The organism is Novosphingobium sp., from assembly GCF_027486195.1.
GTDB lineage: Bacteria > Pseudomonadota > Alphaproteobacteria > Sphingomonadales > Sphingomonadaceae > Novosphingobium.
In genome coordinates this window covers 108,720-124,698 of the sequence record NZ_JAIXPP010000001.1, presented here as the reverse complement: position 1 = coordinate 124,698, position 15,979 = coordinate 108,720, and the positions used below count along the sequence as shown (strand labels likewise).

The window sequence follows — 15,979 nt, the reverse complement described above, 5'->3', positions numbered from 1 at the left end:
GTCGCCGAGCCGCTCGAGCGTGGCTTCGGTCTCACTCTCGGCAACGCGCTGCGCCGCGTGCTGCTGTCCTCGCTGCAGGGCGCGGCCGTCACCTCGATCAAGATCGAGAACGTGCTGCATGAATTCTCCTCGCTCGCCGGCGTGCGCGAGGACGTGACCGACATCGTGCTCAACGTGAAGCAGATCGCCATCCGCATGCAGGGCGAAGGCCCGAAGCGGCTCCAGCTCTCGGCCACCGGCCCGGGCGAAGTGAAGGCGGGCGATATCGCGGTGAGCGGCGACATCGAGGTCATGAACAAGGACCTCGTGATCTGCAACCTCGACGAGGGCGCAACGTTCAACATGGAACTGACCGCCGACACCGGCAAGGGCTACGTCCCCGCCGTGTCGAACCGTCCGGTCGATGCGCCGATCGGGCTCATCCCGGTCGATTCGCTCTACTCGCCGGTCCGTCAGGTCTCCTACAAGATCGACAACGCCCGTATCGGTCAGGAGCTTGACTACGACAAGCTGAGCCTCTCGGTCGAAACCGATGGCACCGTCACGCCGGAAGACGCGGTCGCCTATGCCGCGCGCATCCTGCAGGACCAGCTCTCGCTCTTCGTGCACTTCGACGATCAGCTGCCCACCGGCCATGCGCCGGCGATGGGTGGCGGCATGACCGTCCACACGCCCGAGGAAAGCGACGCGAACCAGCTCAACCGCTACCTGCTCAAGAAGGTGGACGAACTCGAGCTGTCGGTCCGCTCGGCCAACTGCCTCAAGAACGACAACATCATCTACATCGGCGATCTCGTGCAGAAGACCGAAGCGGAGATGCTGCGCACGCCGAACTTTGGCCGCAAGTCGCTCAACGAAATCAAGGAAGTGCTTTCCTCGATGGGTCTGCGCCTCGGCATGGACATCCCTGGCTGGCCGCCCGAGAACATCGAAGAGATGGCGAAGAAGCTTGAGCAGGAACTGCTCGGCTAACTCGGAATTGGGGGCGCGTTTCGCAAGGGCGTGCCCCAACGGGTTCTTGGCGGCGACCCTGACAGCCGCCTGGTACGGGCTACCTGATACGGGCCCCTAACGAACGGAGAAGACCGATGCGTCACAAGCTGGGCCAGCGCAAGCTGGGTCGTACATCCTCGCACCGCCGCGCGCTGATGCGCAACATGGCGGCTGCGCTCATCAAGCACGAGCAGATCACCACCACGCTGCCCAAGGCACGTGAACTGCGCCCCTACATCGAAAAGCTGATCACGCTGGGCAAGCATGGCGGCCTTTCGAACCGCCGCCTCGCGCACGCCCGCCTGCTGGACGACGCGCAGCTCGGCAAGCTCTTCACCACCCTGGCCGAGCGCTATGCCGCCCGTGCCGGTGGCTACACCCGCATCATCAAGGCAGGTTACCGCGCCTCGGACGCCGCTCCGATGGCCGTGATCGAGCTGGTCGACCGTGACACCAGCGCCAAGGGTCTCGATTCCGGCCCGGTTCTGACTGCGGACGAAGACGAATACGAAGCGGCTTAAGGCCGCCGGATCCCGCAAGGGAAAACTGGGGCGGAGCCGCAAGGCTCCGCCCTTTTCATTTTGGTGCCTTTGACCCGGCTTATTGATCGACCTCCATCCCGCTCATGCTGAGCTTGTCGAAGCAGCTTTCGCTACCGTCGCGCCAATACCCTTCTACAAGCTCAGGGTGAGCGGCGTTGGATTGGCTTGGCGTATTGGATCGGGGGTATCGCGTCATCGCTCTTCCAAGCATTAGCAAGTCGTGGCCGCACTGCGCAGCGCCTGCCGTCGGCTCCAAACACCCCCGAAATCCTGCCAAACCCTTGCGTCCGGCCTAGTACAATTTCGCTCTCGCCCTCTGCCCCTCCGAGGTGCTAAACCCCTCCCGTAAAAGCATGAAAATCGCGGGTAGGATCGGAAGGGCGGTCCTGGTTCTGGCAGCGCTGCTGCCGGCTCCGGGTATCAGGGCCCGTGAGGAGGCCGAGGCGCTGGTTGCGCCGGTTCGCGGCCCCTCCACCTATTCCGGCAGCGATGTCGTGCAGCCCTCCGCCACCGAGCGAAACTCTGACCGGGCCGGCATCACCACCTTTTCCGCCCCACACTATCCGCCCACGCGCCGCGATTCCCTGATCGAGCACCAGTTCGGCGAGGATCTGGCCGATCCCTATCGCTGGCTCGAGGCGGACGTGCGCTCAAGCTCCGAAGTCGCCTCGTGGGTCGCGCAGCAGAACGCCGCGAGTTCGGCCTATCTCGCCCAGCTGCCCGGCCGTGATGCGCTGCGGGACAAGATCCGCAGCCTCTTCGCCTACGAACGCTTCAGTCTGCCGCGCAAGGCGGGTACCCGCTACTTCTACACGCGCAACAGCGGGCTGCAGAATCAGGCCGTGCTGCAGGTGCGCGAAGGGCTGGATGGCGAGGGCCGCATTCTGGTCGATCCGAATACATGGGAAGCCAAGGCCGGGGAGGGCCTGCGCACCCTCGATGCTTGGGTTCCTTCGCCGGGCGGCAATCTCGTTGCGCTTACCCAGCAGCGCGATGGCAGCGATTGGCGCACGGTCCGTGTCGTCGATGTGGCCAGCGGCAAGATGCTCGACGAGCGGCTCGAATGGGCCAACGATACCGCGATCGGCTGGGTCGGCGATGCTGGTTTCCTCTATGCCCGCTATCCGGAGCCGCCTGCGGGCGAGGCATACCGCGCGCAAGTGTTCGACAAGGCGATCTGGTTCCACCGCGTTGGCACGCCGCAAAGCGCGGATATCCGCGTTTTCGCGACACCCGATCACCGCGATTGGAACCACCGCGTTTCGGTCTCGTCGGATGGCCGCTGGGCGGTGATCCTGTCCTCTGCCAGCACGCTCCCGCGCCGCACCGTGCAGGTGATCTCCCTCGCGCGCGGGAAGGCGCAGGATTGGACTCCGGTTCCCATCGCGCCAGAAATGACCGACGACTGGAAGTTCGTCGAGGGCGTCGGCGATCGCCTCTGGTTCATCACCAATGCCCGCGCGCCGCACTACCGCCTCGTGCGCGTCGATCTTGATCGCGGCGGGAAGGGCGGCTTCGCAATCAGCGACGTGATCGGCGAGAAGGATGATACGCTCGATGCCGGCCGCATTGTCGGCAACCGGCTGATCCTCTCCTATCTCCAGCACGGCTCCAGCTATGCCGTCGTCACCGATCTCAAGGGCAGGCCCAAGCGGGCCATCACCGTTGGCGCGATCGGTGCGGCGAGCGGCTTCGGCGGCCGTCCGGGAGATCCGGAGACGTTCTACCAGTTCTCCAGCTTCAACCAGCCGCCCTCGATCTTCCGGCTCGACATGCGCACCGGCACGGCCACGCCGTTTGCCGTCCCGCGCCTGCCGTTCAATCCTGACGACTATATCGTCGAGCAGCGCAGCTTCCCCTCGAAGGACGGTACGCGGGTGCCGATGTACGTCGTGCGCAAGCGCAGCCTGGCGGCCGCAAGCCGCGCGGCGCCCACGCTCCTTTATGGCTATGGCGGCTTCGATGTCGCGCTCACGCCGGGCTATTCGGCGGTGCGCATGGCCTGGCTTGAGGCAGGCGGCGTCTTCGCGCTCGCCAATATCCGTGGCGGCGGGGAATTCGGCCGCGCGTGGTACGATGCAGGGCGCCTCGGCAACAAGCAGAACAGCTTCGACGATTTCATTGCCGCCGGAGAATACCTCCTCAAGGAAGGCATCGCCGCGAAGGGCGGGCTTGCCATTCAGGGCGGATCGAACGGCGGCATGCTCGTTGCCGCCGTCATCAACCAGCGCCCCGATCTCTTCGCCGCTGCCAATCCAGATGTCGGCGTGATGGACATGCTGCGCTTCGACCGGTTCACCTCGGGCCGGTTCTGGGTGGACGACTACGGCAGCCCCTCGCGCGAAGCGGACTGGCGCGTGCTGCGCGCCTATTCGCCCTATCACAACATCCGCCCCCGCGCGGATTACCCCGCTATTCTCGTCACCACCGCCGATACCGATGACCGCGTGGTGCCGGCGCACAGCTTCAAGTATGTCGCCGCGCTGCAGGCGGCCGATCTCGGCGCCCGCCCGCATCTGCTGCGGGTCGAGGCGCAGGCCGGCCACGGTCCCGGCAAGCCGGTCGACAAGGTCATCGCCAACGGCGCCGACGTGCTTGCCTTCCTCGCCAAGTGGACGGGGCTGGCTCTTGAATAGAGCGCTGATTTCGCGCCACGCGCCCTTGCAGCCATGCGCGCGCGCCACTATCCCTCGGGATTGAAGCAGCCCGCCGCCAAGGCGGGCACGAGCCACAGGAAAGACCAGCCATGACCTCGTTCCAGGACCGTGAACGCGCCGAGGAAGCCAAGTTCGCGCACGATGAAGATACCCTGTTCCGCATCCAGGCCCGCCGCAACAAGCTGCTCGGCCACTGGGCGGCGCAGCGCATGGGCCTCGATGCCGCCGAGACGGAGGCCTATGCCCGCGCGGTTGTGCAGGCCGAATTCGAGGAAGCGGGCGACGAGGATGTCGTGCGCAAGCTGCTGGGCGATCTCACGATGGCCAAGGTCGAGATCGACGAGGCCGAAATCCGCGCCGCGCTCGCCGAGCAGGCGATCGAAGCGCGCCGCCAGATCACGGGCGACGCCTGATGCCCATGCCCGCGGCCGAGATCGAGGCGCTGATCCGCGCCGCGATTCCCGATTGTGAGGTGACGATCACCGATCTCGCAGGCGATGGCGATCACTATGCCGCCCATGTCGTTGCGCCCTCGTTTGCCGGTCTCAGCCGCGTTGCCCGGCACAAGGCTGTCTACGGCGCGCTGGGTGAGCGCATGGGCGGGGTGCTCCACGCCTTGCAAGTGACCACCGGCGTCCCCACCTGAAACCCAAATCTTCTTTCGAAAGCAGGCTAGGCCCATGTCCACCAACGAACGCATCGCTGAAATCGTCGGCACCAACGACGTCGTCCTGTTCATGAAGGGTACGCCGCTGTTCCCGCAGTGCGGCTTCTCGAGCAAGGCGATAGCCATCCTCGATCACCTTGGCGTGGAATATGCCTCGGTCGATGTGCTGCAGGACATGGAAATCCGTCAGGGAATCAAGTCCTTCTCCGATTGGCCGACGATCCCGCAGCTCTACGTGAAGGGCGAATTCGTCGGCGGTTCGGACATCATGATGGAGATGTATCAGGCTGGCGAGCTCCACCAGCTCATGGTCGATGCTCAGGTCGTGAAGGCCTGAACCTTCCACTTTGGCGCAATGTAAAGCGCGGCTCCGCCACAAGCGGGGCCGCGTTTTGCGTTTCAGGAGCCGGTGGGTGAGGGGGAGGGCCGTCCGGCCCCGCGCGCGGGTGGGGGGTGGATCCGCGCGCGGGGCTTGTCAGGCGGTGGGGCCTGGAGAGGCGGAACCGGGAGACCGGGGGGAACGGCTCCGCCTCTGGGAAGACACTCTCAGGACACAGAACACTATGCATGGGGCGTGCCAAACTGCCAAATGTCCCAAAAACCAAGTGATCCCGCAGAGGTCGGGCGCAGGCTGGTTCGCGATCTGTAAAGTCTGCCGACAGGGGCCTCTCACTTTGGGGGAGAATGCGGCAAACCGGTGCCGCAGAGCTTGGCAAGGCCGTGCACCCTGTAGCATGGTCGCGATATGGACGAACTCGATGACATGGGCGAACACGCCGACGCTGCTCCCGCCACTCCGGCTGCCACGCTGGTGGTGTTCCGCCACGATTCCGCTGGTGGCCCAGCCCAGATCCTGATGGTCGAACGTTCGGGCAGCCTCGCTTTTGCCGGCGGGGCGACTGTCTTCCCCGGCGGCAAGGTCGATCCCGCCGATCTCGAACTCGCCGCAGCCTTCATGGCCCGCACCGGTCTCTCGCTCGATCCCGCCGATGCCGCTGGCCGCATCACGGCGGTGCGCGAAACGCTCGAGGAGACCGGCTTGGCGGTTGGTCTGGTCGGCGCAATCGATGCTGGGCGTGCCGCCGCCGCGCGGCGCCTGCTGCTCGATACTGGCCGCCTTGCCGATGTGCTCGAAGCGTTTGCTTGGGAACTGGATTTCGAAGCGCTCGTGCCCTTCGCGCGCTGGTGGCCGCGCCACCGCAACATGCGCGTGTTCGATACGCGCTTCTATCTGGCGGATCTCGGCACCGGCGCAGTCGAAGTCACCGCTGATACCACCGAGAATCGCCACCTGTTCTGGGCCAGCGCGGCCGAGGCGCTGCGCCTTGCCGACGAGAAGGCGATCAAGATCATCTTCCCCACCCGCCGCAATCTCGAACGGCTGGCACAATTCAGCCATTTCGCGGCCGCGCGGGATCATGCGCTAGCCACGCCCATCGTCACCGTCACGCCGCGGATCGAACTGCGCGATGGCGAACGGTGGCTCTTGATTCCCCCCGATGCCGGCTACCCGGTCGATGGCGAACCGCTCGCTCAGGCAGACCGAGCCTAGACTGCTCCAAGTTGGAGGCGATTGTGCGGTGCAATGAATTTTTCGTTGCACTGCATACACTTAAGTAAAAATACATAGATTCGGGCAAGCCTCGCTTCACTCCGCAGCGCTAGTCTAGTGCGCGGAGGAACCCTCATGCCTGCTGTCCAGCCGCGCCCCGAAAGTCCTGCTTCTGCCCGTTCGGTCGTGCCGTCCGCAGTTGCGCCACAGGCACACGACGCCCCCCTATCATCATCCTCGGTGGCCCGACTTGCCGATGAACTGGCGGTTCCTGCGCCTTCGCCGGTGCACCAATTGCAAGCCGAACTGGTGCAGCTCATTGTTCCACCGGAGGCCGAGGCCGAGCAGCTCTACCCCGGCTGGTTCCGCCTCGCCTTTCCGCTGGCGAGCTCGTTGCTGCTCTGGGCAGCCATCCTGTGGGGCGCCAGCCACCTCGCCTGAGGGCGTTCGCGTCAACCGCTTCGCAGCATCCTTATCCAACCGTCCCGGGGGCATCCTCGCCTGACCGGCACCCCGCTGCACTGCATCATGACCCGACTGCCGCCAATTTCCGGCGTGCGGGCCTCGATGGAGACCTGAGCAGTGAACAGCCTCATGCCAGCCCAGGCCGAGCCCTGGGCATCTGAACTTGCCGCCCCCGCGTTTGCTCCTGCTGCGCGCCCTGTTCCGCCTCCGCGCGTACTCACCTCTGTGCCGCTGCCGGCGCAGCCCTTGCTGCCGCCGCGCCGTGCAGAGCCGCCCACGCGCCATGCCGCAGCCATCCGCCTGTTCGACATTGTCGTCGCGGTCACGGCGCTCTCCGTGCTGGTGCCGGTGCTGCTGGTCGTCGCGCTGGCGATAAAGCTTTTCGATCCCGGCCCGCTTCTCTTCGCGCACAAGCGGCTGGGGCAGGGCGGTCGCCCGTTCCACTGCCTCAAATTCCGCTCGATGACGGTCGATGCCGATGCGCGCCTCGCCCGCCTGCTTGAGGTGGATCCCGCCGCGCGCGCCGAGTGGGCCGAAACGCAGAAGCTGCGTAGCGATCCGCGCATCACGCCCGTGGGCCGCTTCCTGCGCCGCAGCTGCCTTGATGAGCTGCCGCAGCTCGTTAACGTCCTGCGCGGGGAAATGAGCCTCGTCGGCCCGCGTCCGATCGTGGCAGCAGAGGCGGCTCGTTATGGCCGCCACTTCCCGGTCTATTGCAGCATGAAGCCCGGCATCACCGGCCTATGGCAAGTCAAGCGGCAGGACCAGACGAGCTACCGCCGCCGCGTCGCGTTCGATCTCACTTACGCGCGCTCGCGCTCGCTGGCGCTCAACCTTGCCATCCTCCTGCTCACCGTGCCTTCGGTGCTGCGCGGCCAGGGAGCCTACTGAGCGGCCTCAGCCAGGATGATGCCGTGTCCTGAAACTTCGCCCGCCGGATCGCCAGAAACGTTCCGGTGGGCATTCTCATTGGCCTTCACCGCAGCTTCGCCCAGCACCGCTTCCAGCACACGAGTGGCCTGATCGCGCCAGGTCCAGTGCGCGGCATGGATGCGGCCCCGGGCTGCATACGGCGCCGGATCGGCCAGCACCCGCCGCACTGCCGCCGCCATGTCGTCCACATCATCGGGATCGCAGTAGACTGCTGCTGTCCCGCAGCGCTCGGTCATCGCCGGAATGGCGGAGACGACCACGGGGCATCCGAAATGCATCGCCTCGATCGGCGGCAGTGGACTCGCTTCATAGAACGAGGGGAACAGAAGGCAGCCCGCATCGCGATAGAGCCGCCCCAGCGCATCAAGCTCCGTCACCGGCCCGGTAAAGCGCACCAGATGCGCCACGTCTGCCGGGATATCTCCCGTGATCGGCGAGAGGATATCGCTGCCCCCGCCCACGATCAGCGTGCGTAGACCATCCTCACGCGCGAGCCGCACGGCCACTTCCAGCACGCCGTGGATGTTCTTGCGCCGCGAGAGGGAGCCCACGAACAGCAGGTATCCCGGCTCCGGGCCTTGGTCCTCCGGCAGCGTTCCATGCGCTGCCATTGCGTGCTCCACCGGGGCTGCGCCGCCCAAGCCGCCGTTCTGCGCCACGCGGATGCGCCCGCGCGATTCGGGTCGCAGCGCTGCCAGCATGGCTTTCTCCCGCTCCGAAACGGTGAGGATCGTCCTCGCCCGGCGTAGCAGCGAAGGCAGCATGAAGCGGTGCCCCAGCCGGTAATGCAGCCGGTAGGCGCCGGGAAATTGCCGATAGGAAAGGTCGTGGATCATCACCGTCACACCTTGCCGCTTGTGCAGGGCGGCAACGGGCGCAGTATTGCCAAGGCAGAGCAGATGCCCCCCACGCACCCGGCCCGGCAGCACCAGTTGCTCCCAGGCATGCCCGCCCGGATGCCAGCCCAGTCGCCCGTTCCACCGGCTCTCTGCGCGCTCCACCGTGGTGACACGCAGCGCCAGATCGTCGAGCTGCGCTGCCGGTTCACACACCAGCCGCAGCTTCACCGGCAAGCCTTCCTCTGCCACCAGCCGGTCAAGCGCGCGGGTCAGTTCGCGCGCCACGCGCTGCACGCCCGTCACCGGCTGCATCAGGAAGCGGCCGTTGATGACGATTTCGGGATGGCTGTTGGTCGGCTGGTTCATGCGCGCGCCCGTTGTCCTGCTGTTGGAATGGGCCCGTTCTAACACCGCCCACGCCTCTTCCGCGCCCGCTAACCGGTCGGCTTCGGAGACAACCTTCGTGGGCGCGGGGCGGCGCGCCCGCTAGACCGGCCCGGCCACTCGACAGGGAGTGGCGCAAGGCTTGGGGGGCAGGCGGCACATGCTGCGTATCCATATCGTCATTGCCACGGTCGGCCGGCCCGCGCTCCTGCGCGAAACGGTCGATCTCATCGCGCGGCAGACGCGGCAGCCCGATGGCGTGCTGATCGTCGCCCCTGCGCAAGAGGATTTCGGCACGGCGGGTGAAAGCGATGTCTGCCCCGAACTTGCCCTCTCGCCCAAGGGCCTGTGCCGTCAGCGCAACCGCGCGCTCGATCTGCTTGGGGGTCGGGCGGATATCGTCCTCTTCCTCGACGACGATTTCGTCATGGCACCGGATTACTGCGCGGCCATCGAAGCGCTGTTTGCCTCCGATCCGGGGATAGCCGGGATCACCGGGAACCTCGTGGCGGATGGTGTGCGCCACGGCGGCTTTACCGCCGGTCAGGCGCTCACGCTGATCGCCCGCGATGCCCCGGGGCTCGATCCCGCCATTATCCCGCGAGAGGCGCTCTATGGCTGCAACATGGCGCTGCGCATGTCGCTGATGCGCGGCCTGCGCTTTGATGAGGCGCTGCCGCTCTATGGCTGGCAGGAGGATATCGATCTCACCATGCAGCTCGCCCGGCGCGGGCGGCTGATTTCCAGCGGCCTCGTCACCGGCGTCCATCTCGGCGTGCGCGGTGGGCGCACTTCGGGGCGGCGGCTCGGCTATTCGCAGGTCGCCAACATCGTCTATCTGCTGCGCAAGGGCACGATTCCCCGCTGGCTCGCCAAGCGCCTGTTCTGGCGTAACCTCGCCGCCAATCTGCTGCGCGCCCCGTTCCCCGAACCGCATATCGATCGTGCCGGCCGTCTCGCCGGAAACTTGCGCGCGCTGGCCGATCTCGTGCGCGGGCGCATCGATCCGCGCAAGATCGAGCGGATGTGAGGGGCATGCGCCGCGTCGTCTTCAACGGGAAGTTCCGCGCCGGGGGGCTCAACGGCGTCCACCGCGTTGCCGCGCGGTTGATCGCCGAAGTGGATGATCTCCTCGCCAGCGCGCCAGCTCCCGATGATCCTCCGTGCGCGCTGATCGTGCCCAGGGGCTGCGCCGAAGGGCCGCCGCTCGCCGCCATTCAGCTGATCGAGGATGATCGCCCTGCCTCGCAGGCGTGGGAACAGTTGCGCTTGCCCCGGCTCGCGGCGGGCGGGCTCCTCGTCAATCTCGCCAATCTCGCACCGCTCGCGCACCGCCCCAAGCTCACCATGCTGCACGATGCGCAGTTCCTCCGGGCAGACAATTCCTACCCCTGGCGCCAGCGCGTGGGCTACCGCCTGCTCACCCCGCTGATGGCGCGGTCGAGCGAGCGGGTGCTTACGGTCTCGGCGTTCTCGGCAGATGAGCTCGCGCGCGGCGGCGTCACGGGACGGGTCGAGGCCGAAGTGCTCCACAACGGTGCCGATCATATCCTCGAAGCGCAGGCCGATCCCGCCGCGCTCGCCCGCCATGGCCTCGCACCGCGCAGCTATGCGCTGATGTTTGGCAGCCCCAAGGCCTACAAGAACAACGCGGTCGTGTTCGCTGCCTTCGCGGATGGCGCGCTTGCCCCCTTGCGCCTTGTCGTCGTCGGCCCCCCGCGTGCCGCGCTCGAGGCAGCTGGCCTCGCCCCGCCGCCCGATGCCGTGTTCGCAGGACCGTGCGACGATTCGGCTCTGCGTGCGCTTTATGATGGGGCGGAGGCCCTGCTGTTCCCCTCGCGCACCGAAGGTTTCGGCCTGCCGCCGGTGGAGGCCATGCTCTGCGGCTGCCCGGTCATTGCGGCCCCCTGCGGCGCGGTGCCCGAAGTGTGCGGCGATGCCGCGCGCTATGCCGATCCCGATGATCCCGCCGCCTGGCGCGCCGCGCTCGCCGATTTGCCGCGCGATGCACTGGCCGCTGCGGGCCACGCCCGCGCCGCGCGCTACACCTGGGCCCGCGCGGGCCGGACCTTGCTGTCCTCCCTGCGCGAACTGGCGCGCAGGGCATGAGCGGATCGGGCATCAAGGCGCGCCTGCTCGGCTTTGCCCGTGCCGGGGGCGGCACAGCGGTGATCGCCATGGCCGCGCGCGTCAGCGGGCAATTCGCCATGATTGCGGTCACGTTGGTCGCCACCCGCCACCTCGCGCCTGCCGATTTCGGCGTGTTTGCCATCGCCGGTGCGCTGGTCATGCTCGCGCGCACGATGCTCTACACCGGCCCGTTCGAGTACCTGCTCAAGCTTTCGCATGATGCCGATCAGCGCCGGGGCGCGGGTGCCTGCCTTGCCGCGACGGTGCTGGTTGCGCTGGTGTGGATCGCGCTGCTCGTCATGCTCGGGCTTGCCGCACCTTTCGTGTTCAAGGGCGGCGGTGTCGCACCCGTCATCCTCGCGCTGGCCCCTTCGGTCCTCCTCGGCGCGCTCGCGGCCTTTGCCGAATCGCTCATGCTGCGAAGCGGAACAGTACGGCGCTACTATGCCATCACCGTCCTTGCCGAAGTCGGCGCGGGTATTGCCGCGATCGCCTTGCTGGCCAGTGGCTGGGGTCTCTGGGCGCTCGTCCTCCAGATCTACGCGCGTACTCTGCTCATGGCCCTCGCGCTCGGTGCGCTCGGCCCGCCACTGGCGCTCGCTGCCCCGCCGCGCGCGCTGGTGGCTGAAGTGCTGCGCTGGTCGGTCAGCCGCTTCGGTTCGGTCCTTGTCAGTTTCCTTGCCAACTATAGCGGCGATCTCGTGCTCGGCATGGTCTTCTCTCCGGCCGCCTCCGGGCTCTACCGTGCGGCCAACCGCATGGTCACTGCGCTGGCTGACATGTTCGTCCAGCCTGCGGGCATGCTCGCGCTGACCACACTCGCGTCCGGCCGCGCCCGCGGCGAGGGGGAGGGCCTCCCCGGCGCATGGCCCCGCCTTGCCGCGCTGTTCGCGGTGCTCGGCTGGCCTGCACTCGCGCTGCTGGCGCTCTTCGCGCACCGCGTGGTCCCTCTCGCGCTCGGCCCGGCTTGGGCTGCTGCCGCGCCCGTCGTCGCGGTGTTCTGCGTGGCGCGCATGGCCGCGCTCGTCACCGCGGTCGCCACGGCAGAGCTGATCGTGACGGACCGGCAGGGCAGGGTGCTCGCCATTCAGACCTTCGCTGCTGCCGCCACTGCCGGGCTTACCCTGCTGGCCGCGCCCTATGGCGCGCTCGGCGCGGCAGTTGCTGCCACCTTTGTCGCCCTTTTCGCCGCCGTCGCCATGGCGCTCGCCGCGCTCCAGCGCCGCGATCGTCCCGCGCTGGCCGAAGCCGCCCGCCTCGTGATCTTCCCCCTTGTCGGCGCTTTCGTCGCAGGCCTCGCGGCAGACCGCGCGTTCGGGACCTCGACACCACTTGTCGCGCTCGCCCTGCCGCTTGCCTGTGCCGCTGCGGGCTGGCTGCTCGCGGCCTGGCCGGTCATCCCCGCACTGCGCCGCGCAGTTGCGCTCCTCACCGAAGTGCCAAAGCCAGCCTAGCCCCAAATCCCGCTTGCCCTCGGCGCTCGTGCGTGGAACCTTCGCACCTGCAACACGAGGGACCACCACGCATGAAGCGCATCCTATTCGCCGCAGCGCTGCTCCCGGCAGCCATTCTTTGCGCCATGCCCTGCGCTGCCGTGGCCGCTGAGCCGCCAGTGCCCGCACTCGTCGCGCCCGCCTTTGCCGTCCCCACCAGCGCCGTAGGCCCCGGATTCCGCCTGCAGCCCCTCGGCCCCGATCTCGTGAAGATCGATTTCGATGCCTACATGTCCTCGGTCGAGCACCTTCAGCAGACCTTCACGCGCAGCAAGGACTGGCCCCACGCCGGGATCAGCGATGCGGATGCTCTGCTCGATATGCAGACCGAAGCTGGCCGCTTCCAGCGCCGCGAAAGCTTCGCCTATTCGGTCCTCACGCCTGATGGCAAACGCGAGCGCGGCTGCATCTACGTCGCGCCGAGCCCCGTCCCCGGCTACGATGCGGTCGTGCGTATCTGGGTCACCAAGGCTGAGTATGACGCCGGCTTCGACAAGCAGCTTGAAGCCTGGGCCCACGCATGGGTCGCCGCCAAATGGCCGTTCAAGAACGTCGCCTGGCCCGGCCGCGATATCGATTGGGCGACTTGGGATGCCCTGACCAAGGCGAAATAGCGCGCCGCCCCGCGGCCTGCCGGAGGGATCATGCCGGTCAAACTGCGTCCCATCACGTCCTGCTGCGCCGTCGCCGCCGCACTGGCACTCGCACCCGCCGCGAATGCGCAGACCGCCGCCCCCGCGATCGACGCGCCCACCACAGCCGCTACCGGTGCCCGCGCCGCCGAGAACGCGGTGCGCAGCGCTGCCGATGCCTTCGGCACTTCGGTCGGCCGCGAATCCATTGGCCTCTATGATCCGGAAGGCGTGCGCGGCTTTTCCCCCACCGCTGCGGGCAATGTCCGCATCGATGGACTCTATTTCGATCAGGTCTGGGAACTCGGTGCCCGGCTCCAGCGTACCACGCAGATTCGTGTCGGCCTTTCCGCATTCGGCAGCCCGTTTCCTGCACCGACCGGCATCATCGACTATGGATTCCGCACACCGGGTGATGAGACCGCGCTCAGCCTGCTCGCGGCGCTCAATCACTGGGGCAACCAATCGGTTGAGGCCGATGCCAATATGCCCGTCAGTTCCGCACTTAGCCTCGGTCTCGGCGCTGCGCTCTACAATGATCGCAACGGCAACGCCTCGCGCGCCCAGTTCCTCGAGTATTCCGTCACCGCCCGCTGGCAGCCTGCGCCCGATCTCGAGTTTGTGCCTTTCGCCACCCGCGCGCAGGGCAACGAGCTCAAGGCCCCGCTTTTCCTCCCGGCGGGTGAGGGCCTGCCGCCGCGCCTCCCGCGCCGCTTCTTCAAGGGCCCAGCCTGGGCGCGCTATGATGGCACCGCATTCAACGGCGGCTTCCTCACCACCTGGCGCCCCGCTGCGGGGTGGGAGGTCAAAGGCGGCCTGTTCCACTCGCGCTTCGATGACAACCGCAACTTCACCAACCTCCTCGTCGATCTTGATGCTGTGGGTACCGGCAGCCAGCTGATCCTCGCCGATCCACCGCTCAAGTTCGGCTCGACCAGCGGCGAGCTGCGCCTCACCCGCACCATATCGGATGGTCCGCGCGTCCACCGTATTCACGCCAGCCTGCGCGCCCGCGCGGGAGACCGCCGCTTCGGCGGTTCGGCGGAGATCGATCTCGGCACCACCAGCCTCTACGAGCTGACCACCGCGCCGCGCCCCGCCTATGCCTTCACCGCCCAGCAGCAGGACCGCGTCCGCCAGTGGACCGCCGGGCTTGCCTACGAAGGCCGCTGGGAGGGCATTGGCGAGCTCAGCGTCGGCCTTCAGAAGACGCATTACCGCAAGCGCATCGGCCTGCCCGGCGAACCGCCCCGCTCGACCAATGCCTCGCCCTTCCTCTTCAACCTGACTGTCGCCGCAGAGCTTTCGGCCCGCCTCGCGCTTTATGGCGGCTATGTCACCGGACTTGAGGAAAGCGGTATCGCGCCCGAAAACGCCGCCAACCGCAACGAGGCGCTGCCCGCGATCCGCACCAGCCAGCGCGATGCGGGGCTGCGCTTTGCCCTCACCGACGAGATCAAGTTCGTCGCCGGCCTGTTCGATCTGCGCAAACCCTACTTCAATCTTGATGCGGGTGGCCGCTTCGATGCGCTCGGCGATGTGATCAACCAAGGCATCGAAACCTCTATCGCTGGCCCCGTCACGCCGCGCCTCAGCGTGGTCGCGGGCGCTGTTCTCCTGCGCCCGCGCGCGCGCGGCCCCAATGGCGGGCTTGGTGTCGGCGTCGGCACGCGGCCTGTTGGCGCGATCAGCCGCCGCCTTGAGTTCAACGCCGATTGGCGCCCCGTGTGGACTCCGGGCCTCTCGTTCGATGTCAGCGCCGCGCACCGCAGCGCCGAAACCGCCACGGTCTCCGGCCTCACCGCGATCCCCGCGCGCACGCTTGTCGATCTCGGCACCCGCTACCAGTTCACCATCAGCCGCCGCTCCGCCACCCTGCGGCTCCAGATCGAAAACCTCACCGATGTCCAGAGCTTCGAGCTCAAGGGTGCCGGCGCCTACGATCTCCTCCCCGGCCGCCGCTTCGGTGGGTACCTTACAGTCGATCTCTGAAGGGCAGGGGAGGAGGTCTCTCCTTGACTCCTCCGCAAGATAATCAGATATTTCTGTCATGACAGAAACAACTGCCGAGTCGAGCAAGCTTCCCGATGCCGTCGAGCAGTTCGTCCTGCGTTGGGGCGATATGGGTACGCAGTGGGGCGTCAACCGCTCGGTCGCCCAGATTCAGGCGCTGCTGTTCCTGTCGGAACGCCCGCTCACGGCGGAAGACATCGCCGACAAGCTCGGCATGGCGCGGTCCAATGTTTCGAACAGCCTCAAGGAACTGCTCGCGTGGAAGCTCATCCACCGCGTCCCTGTGCTGGGCGATCGGCGCGATCACTTCGAGGCCGAAACCGATCTCTGGCAGATGGCCACCAAGGTCGCGCAGGGCCGAAAGGCGCGTGAGATCGATCCGATGGTGGCCGCGATCCACGCGGCGATGGAAGGCATCGATGATCCGCGCATCAGTGCCAAGGTGCGCGGCCGCCTTGTCGCGATGAACGATTTCGTCGGCACGGTCGATCGCTGGTACCAGCAGATGCTCGATGTGCCCCCGGCGCAGATCATGACGCTGATCCGCATGGGATCGCGGGTGGTTGGCCTGCTCAAGTTCGTCACTCGCCGCAGCCGACCGAAGGACGAGGGGGACTGATCCCCTTTTTTTGAATCTACATTTCTCGGAATACAGAAATATCGGAACGTTCACACAGGA

Annotated in this window: 16 protein-coding genes; 15 read left to right on the top strand and 1 reads right to left on the bottom strand. The window is 66.9% G+C overall.

The features are described 5' to 3' along the window. From Q0071_RS00560 to Q0071_RS00520, 9 genes are all read left to right on the top strand, one after another. The coding region (locus Q0071_RS00560; protein ID WP_298164087.1) for a DNA-directed RNA polymerase subunit alpha at positions 1-972 on the top strand (972 nt) is incomplete at its 5' end. A gap of 116 nt (positions 973-1,088) precedes the next feature. Further along, the gene (gene rplQ / locus Q0071_RS00555; protein WP_298164085.1) at positions 1,089-1,514 is read left to right on the top strand and encodes a 50S ribosomal protein L17; all 426 of its coding nucleotides are present in this window, start codon (positions 1,089-1,091) and stop codon (positions 1,512-1,514) included. A gap of 374 nt (positions 1,515-1,888) precedes the next feature. Beyond that, the gene (locus Q0071_RS00550) at positions 1,889-4,171 is read left to right on the top strand and encodes a prolyl oligopeptidase family serine peptidase (protein ID WP_298164083.1); all 2,283 of its coding nucleotides are present in this window, start codon (positions 1,889-1,891) and stop codon (positions 4,169-4,171) included. A 110-nt stretch (positions 4,172-4,281) separates the two neighbouring features. Further along, complete coding sequence (locus Q0071_RS00545) at positions 4,282-4,605, top strand: DUF1476 domain-containing protein (protein WP_298164081.1); 324 nt, start codon at positions 4,282-4,284, stop codon at positions 4,603-4,605. Further along, the gene (locus tag Q0071_RS00540) at positions 4,605-4,838 is read left to right on the top strand and encodes a BolA family protein (protein WP_298164079.1); all 234 of its coding nucleotides are present in this window, start codon (positions 4,605-4,607) and stop codon (positions 4,836-4,838) included. Before Q0071_RS00545 ends, Q0071_RS00540 begins: the two co-directional genes overlap by 1 nt. A 34-nt stretch (positions 4,839-4,872) precedes the next feature. After that, positions 4,873-5,196, top strand: coding sequence for a Grx4 family monothiol glutaredoxin (gene grxD / locus Q0071_RS00535; RefSeq protein WP_298164077.1), 324 nt, complete (start codon positions 4,873-4,875; stop codon positions 5,194-5,196). A gap of 408 nt (positions 5,197-5,604) precedes the next feature. Further along, positions 5,605-6,411: an NUDIX domain-containing protein gene (locus tag Q0071_RS00530; RefSeq protein WP_298164076.1), complete on the top strand. Its 807-nt coding sequence runs from the start codon at positions 5,605-5,607 to the stop codon at positions 6,409-6,411. A 240-nt stretch (positions 6,412-6,651) separates the two neighbouring features. Beyond that, positions 6,652-6,852, top strand: coding sequence for a hypothetical protein (locus tag Q0071_RS00525; RefSeq protein WP_298164074.1), 201 nt, complete (start codon positions 6,652-6,654; stop codon positions 6,850-6,852). 141 nt (positions 6,853-6,993) lie between these two features. Next, positions 6,994-7,767: a sugar transferase gene (locus Q0071_RS00520; RefSeq protein WP_366885832.1), complete on the top strand. Its 774-nt coding sequence runs from the start codon at positions 6,994-6,996 to the stop codon at positions 7,765-7,767. Here Q0071_RS00520 and Q0071_RS00515 read toward each other — a convergent pair. Beyond that, complete coding sequence (locus Q0071_RS00515) at positions 7,761-9,014, bottom strand: glycosyltransferase family 1 protein (protein WP_298164072.1); 1,254 nt, start codon at positions 9,012-9,014, stop codon at positions 7,761-7,763. The two genes, Q0071_RS00520 and Q0071_RS00515, sit on opposite strands and share 7 nt — an antisense overlap. A gap of 178 nt (positions 9,015-9,192) precedes the next feature. On the opposite strand from Q0071_RS00515, the gene Q0071_RS00510 reads away from it, so the two are divergent. From Q0071_RS00510 to Q0071_RS00485, 6 genes are all read left to right on the top strand, one after another. Next, positions 9,193-10,062, top strand: a complete 870-nt coding sequence (locus Q0071_RS00510) for a glycosyltransferase family 2 protein (protein WP_298164071.1) — start codon at positions 9,193-9,195, stop codon at positions 10,060-10,062. 5 nt (positions 10,063-10,067) lie between these two features. Then, a complete protein-coding gene (locus Q0071_RS00505) occupies positions 10,068-11,141 on the top strand; it encodes a glycosyltransferase family 1 protein (RefSeq protein ID WP_298164070.1) in 1,074 nt (357 codons plus the stop codon). Beyond that, positions 11,138-12,616, top strand: a complete 1,479-nt coding sequence (locus tag Q0071_RS00500) for an oligosaccharide flippase family protein (RefSeq protein WP_298164068.1) — start codon at positions 11,138-11,140, stop codon at positions 12,614-12,616. Before Q0071_RS00505 ends, Q0071_RS00500 begins: the two co-directional genes overlap by 4 nt. A 71-nt stretch (positions 12,617-12,687) precedes the next feature. Further along, a complete protein-coding gene (locus Q0071_RS00495) occupies positions 12,688-13,269 on the top strand; it encodes a twin-arginine translocation pathway signal protein (RefSeq protein WP_298164067.1) in 582 nt (193 codons plus the stop codon). Between the two features lie 30 nt (positions 13,270-13,299). Then, on the top strand, positions 13,300-15,279 hold the full coding sequence (locus tag Q0071_RS00490) for a TonB-dependent receptor (RefSeq protein WP_298164065.1): 1,980 nt from the start codon (positions 13,300-13,302) through the stop codon (positions 15,277-15,279). A gap of 58 nt (positions 15,280-15,337) precedes the next feature. Further along, entirely contained in the window at positions 15,338-15,919 is a 582-nt protein-coding gene (locus Q0071_RS00485) for a MarR family transcriptional regulator (RefSeq protein WP_298164064.1), read from the top strand. The last annotated feature ends 60 nt before the right edge of the window (positions 15,920-15,979 follow it).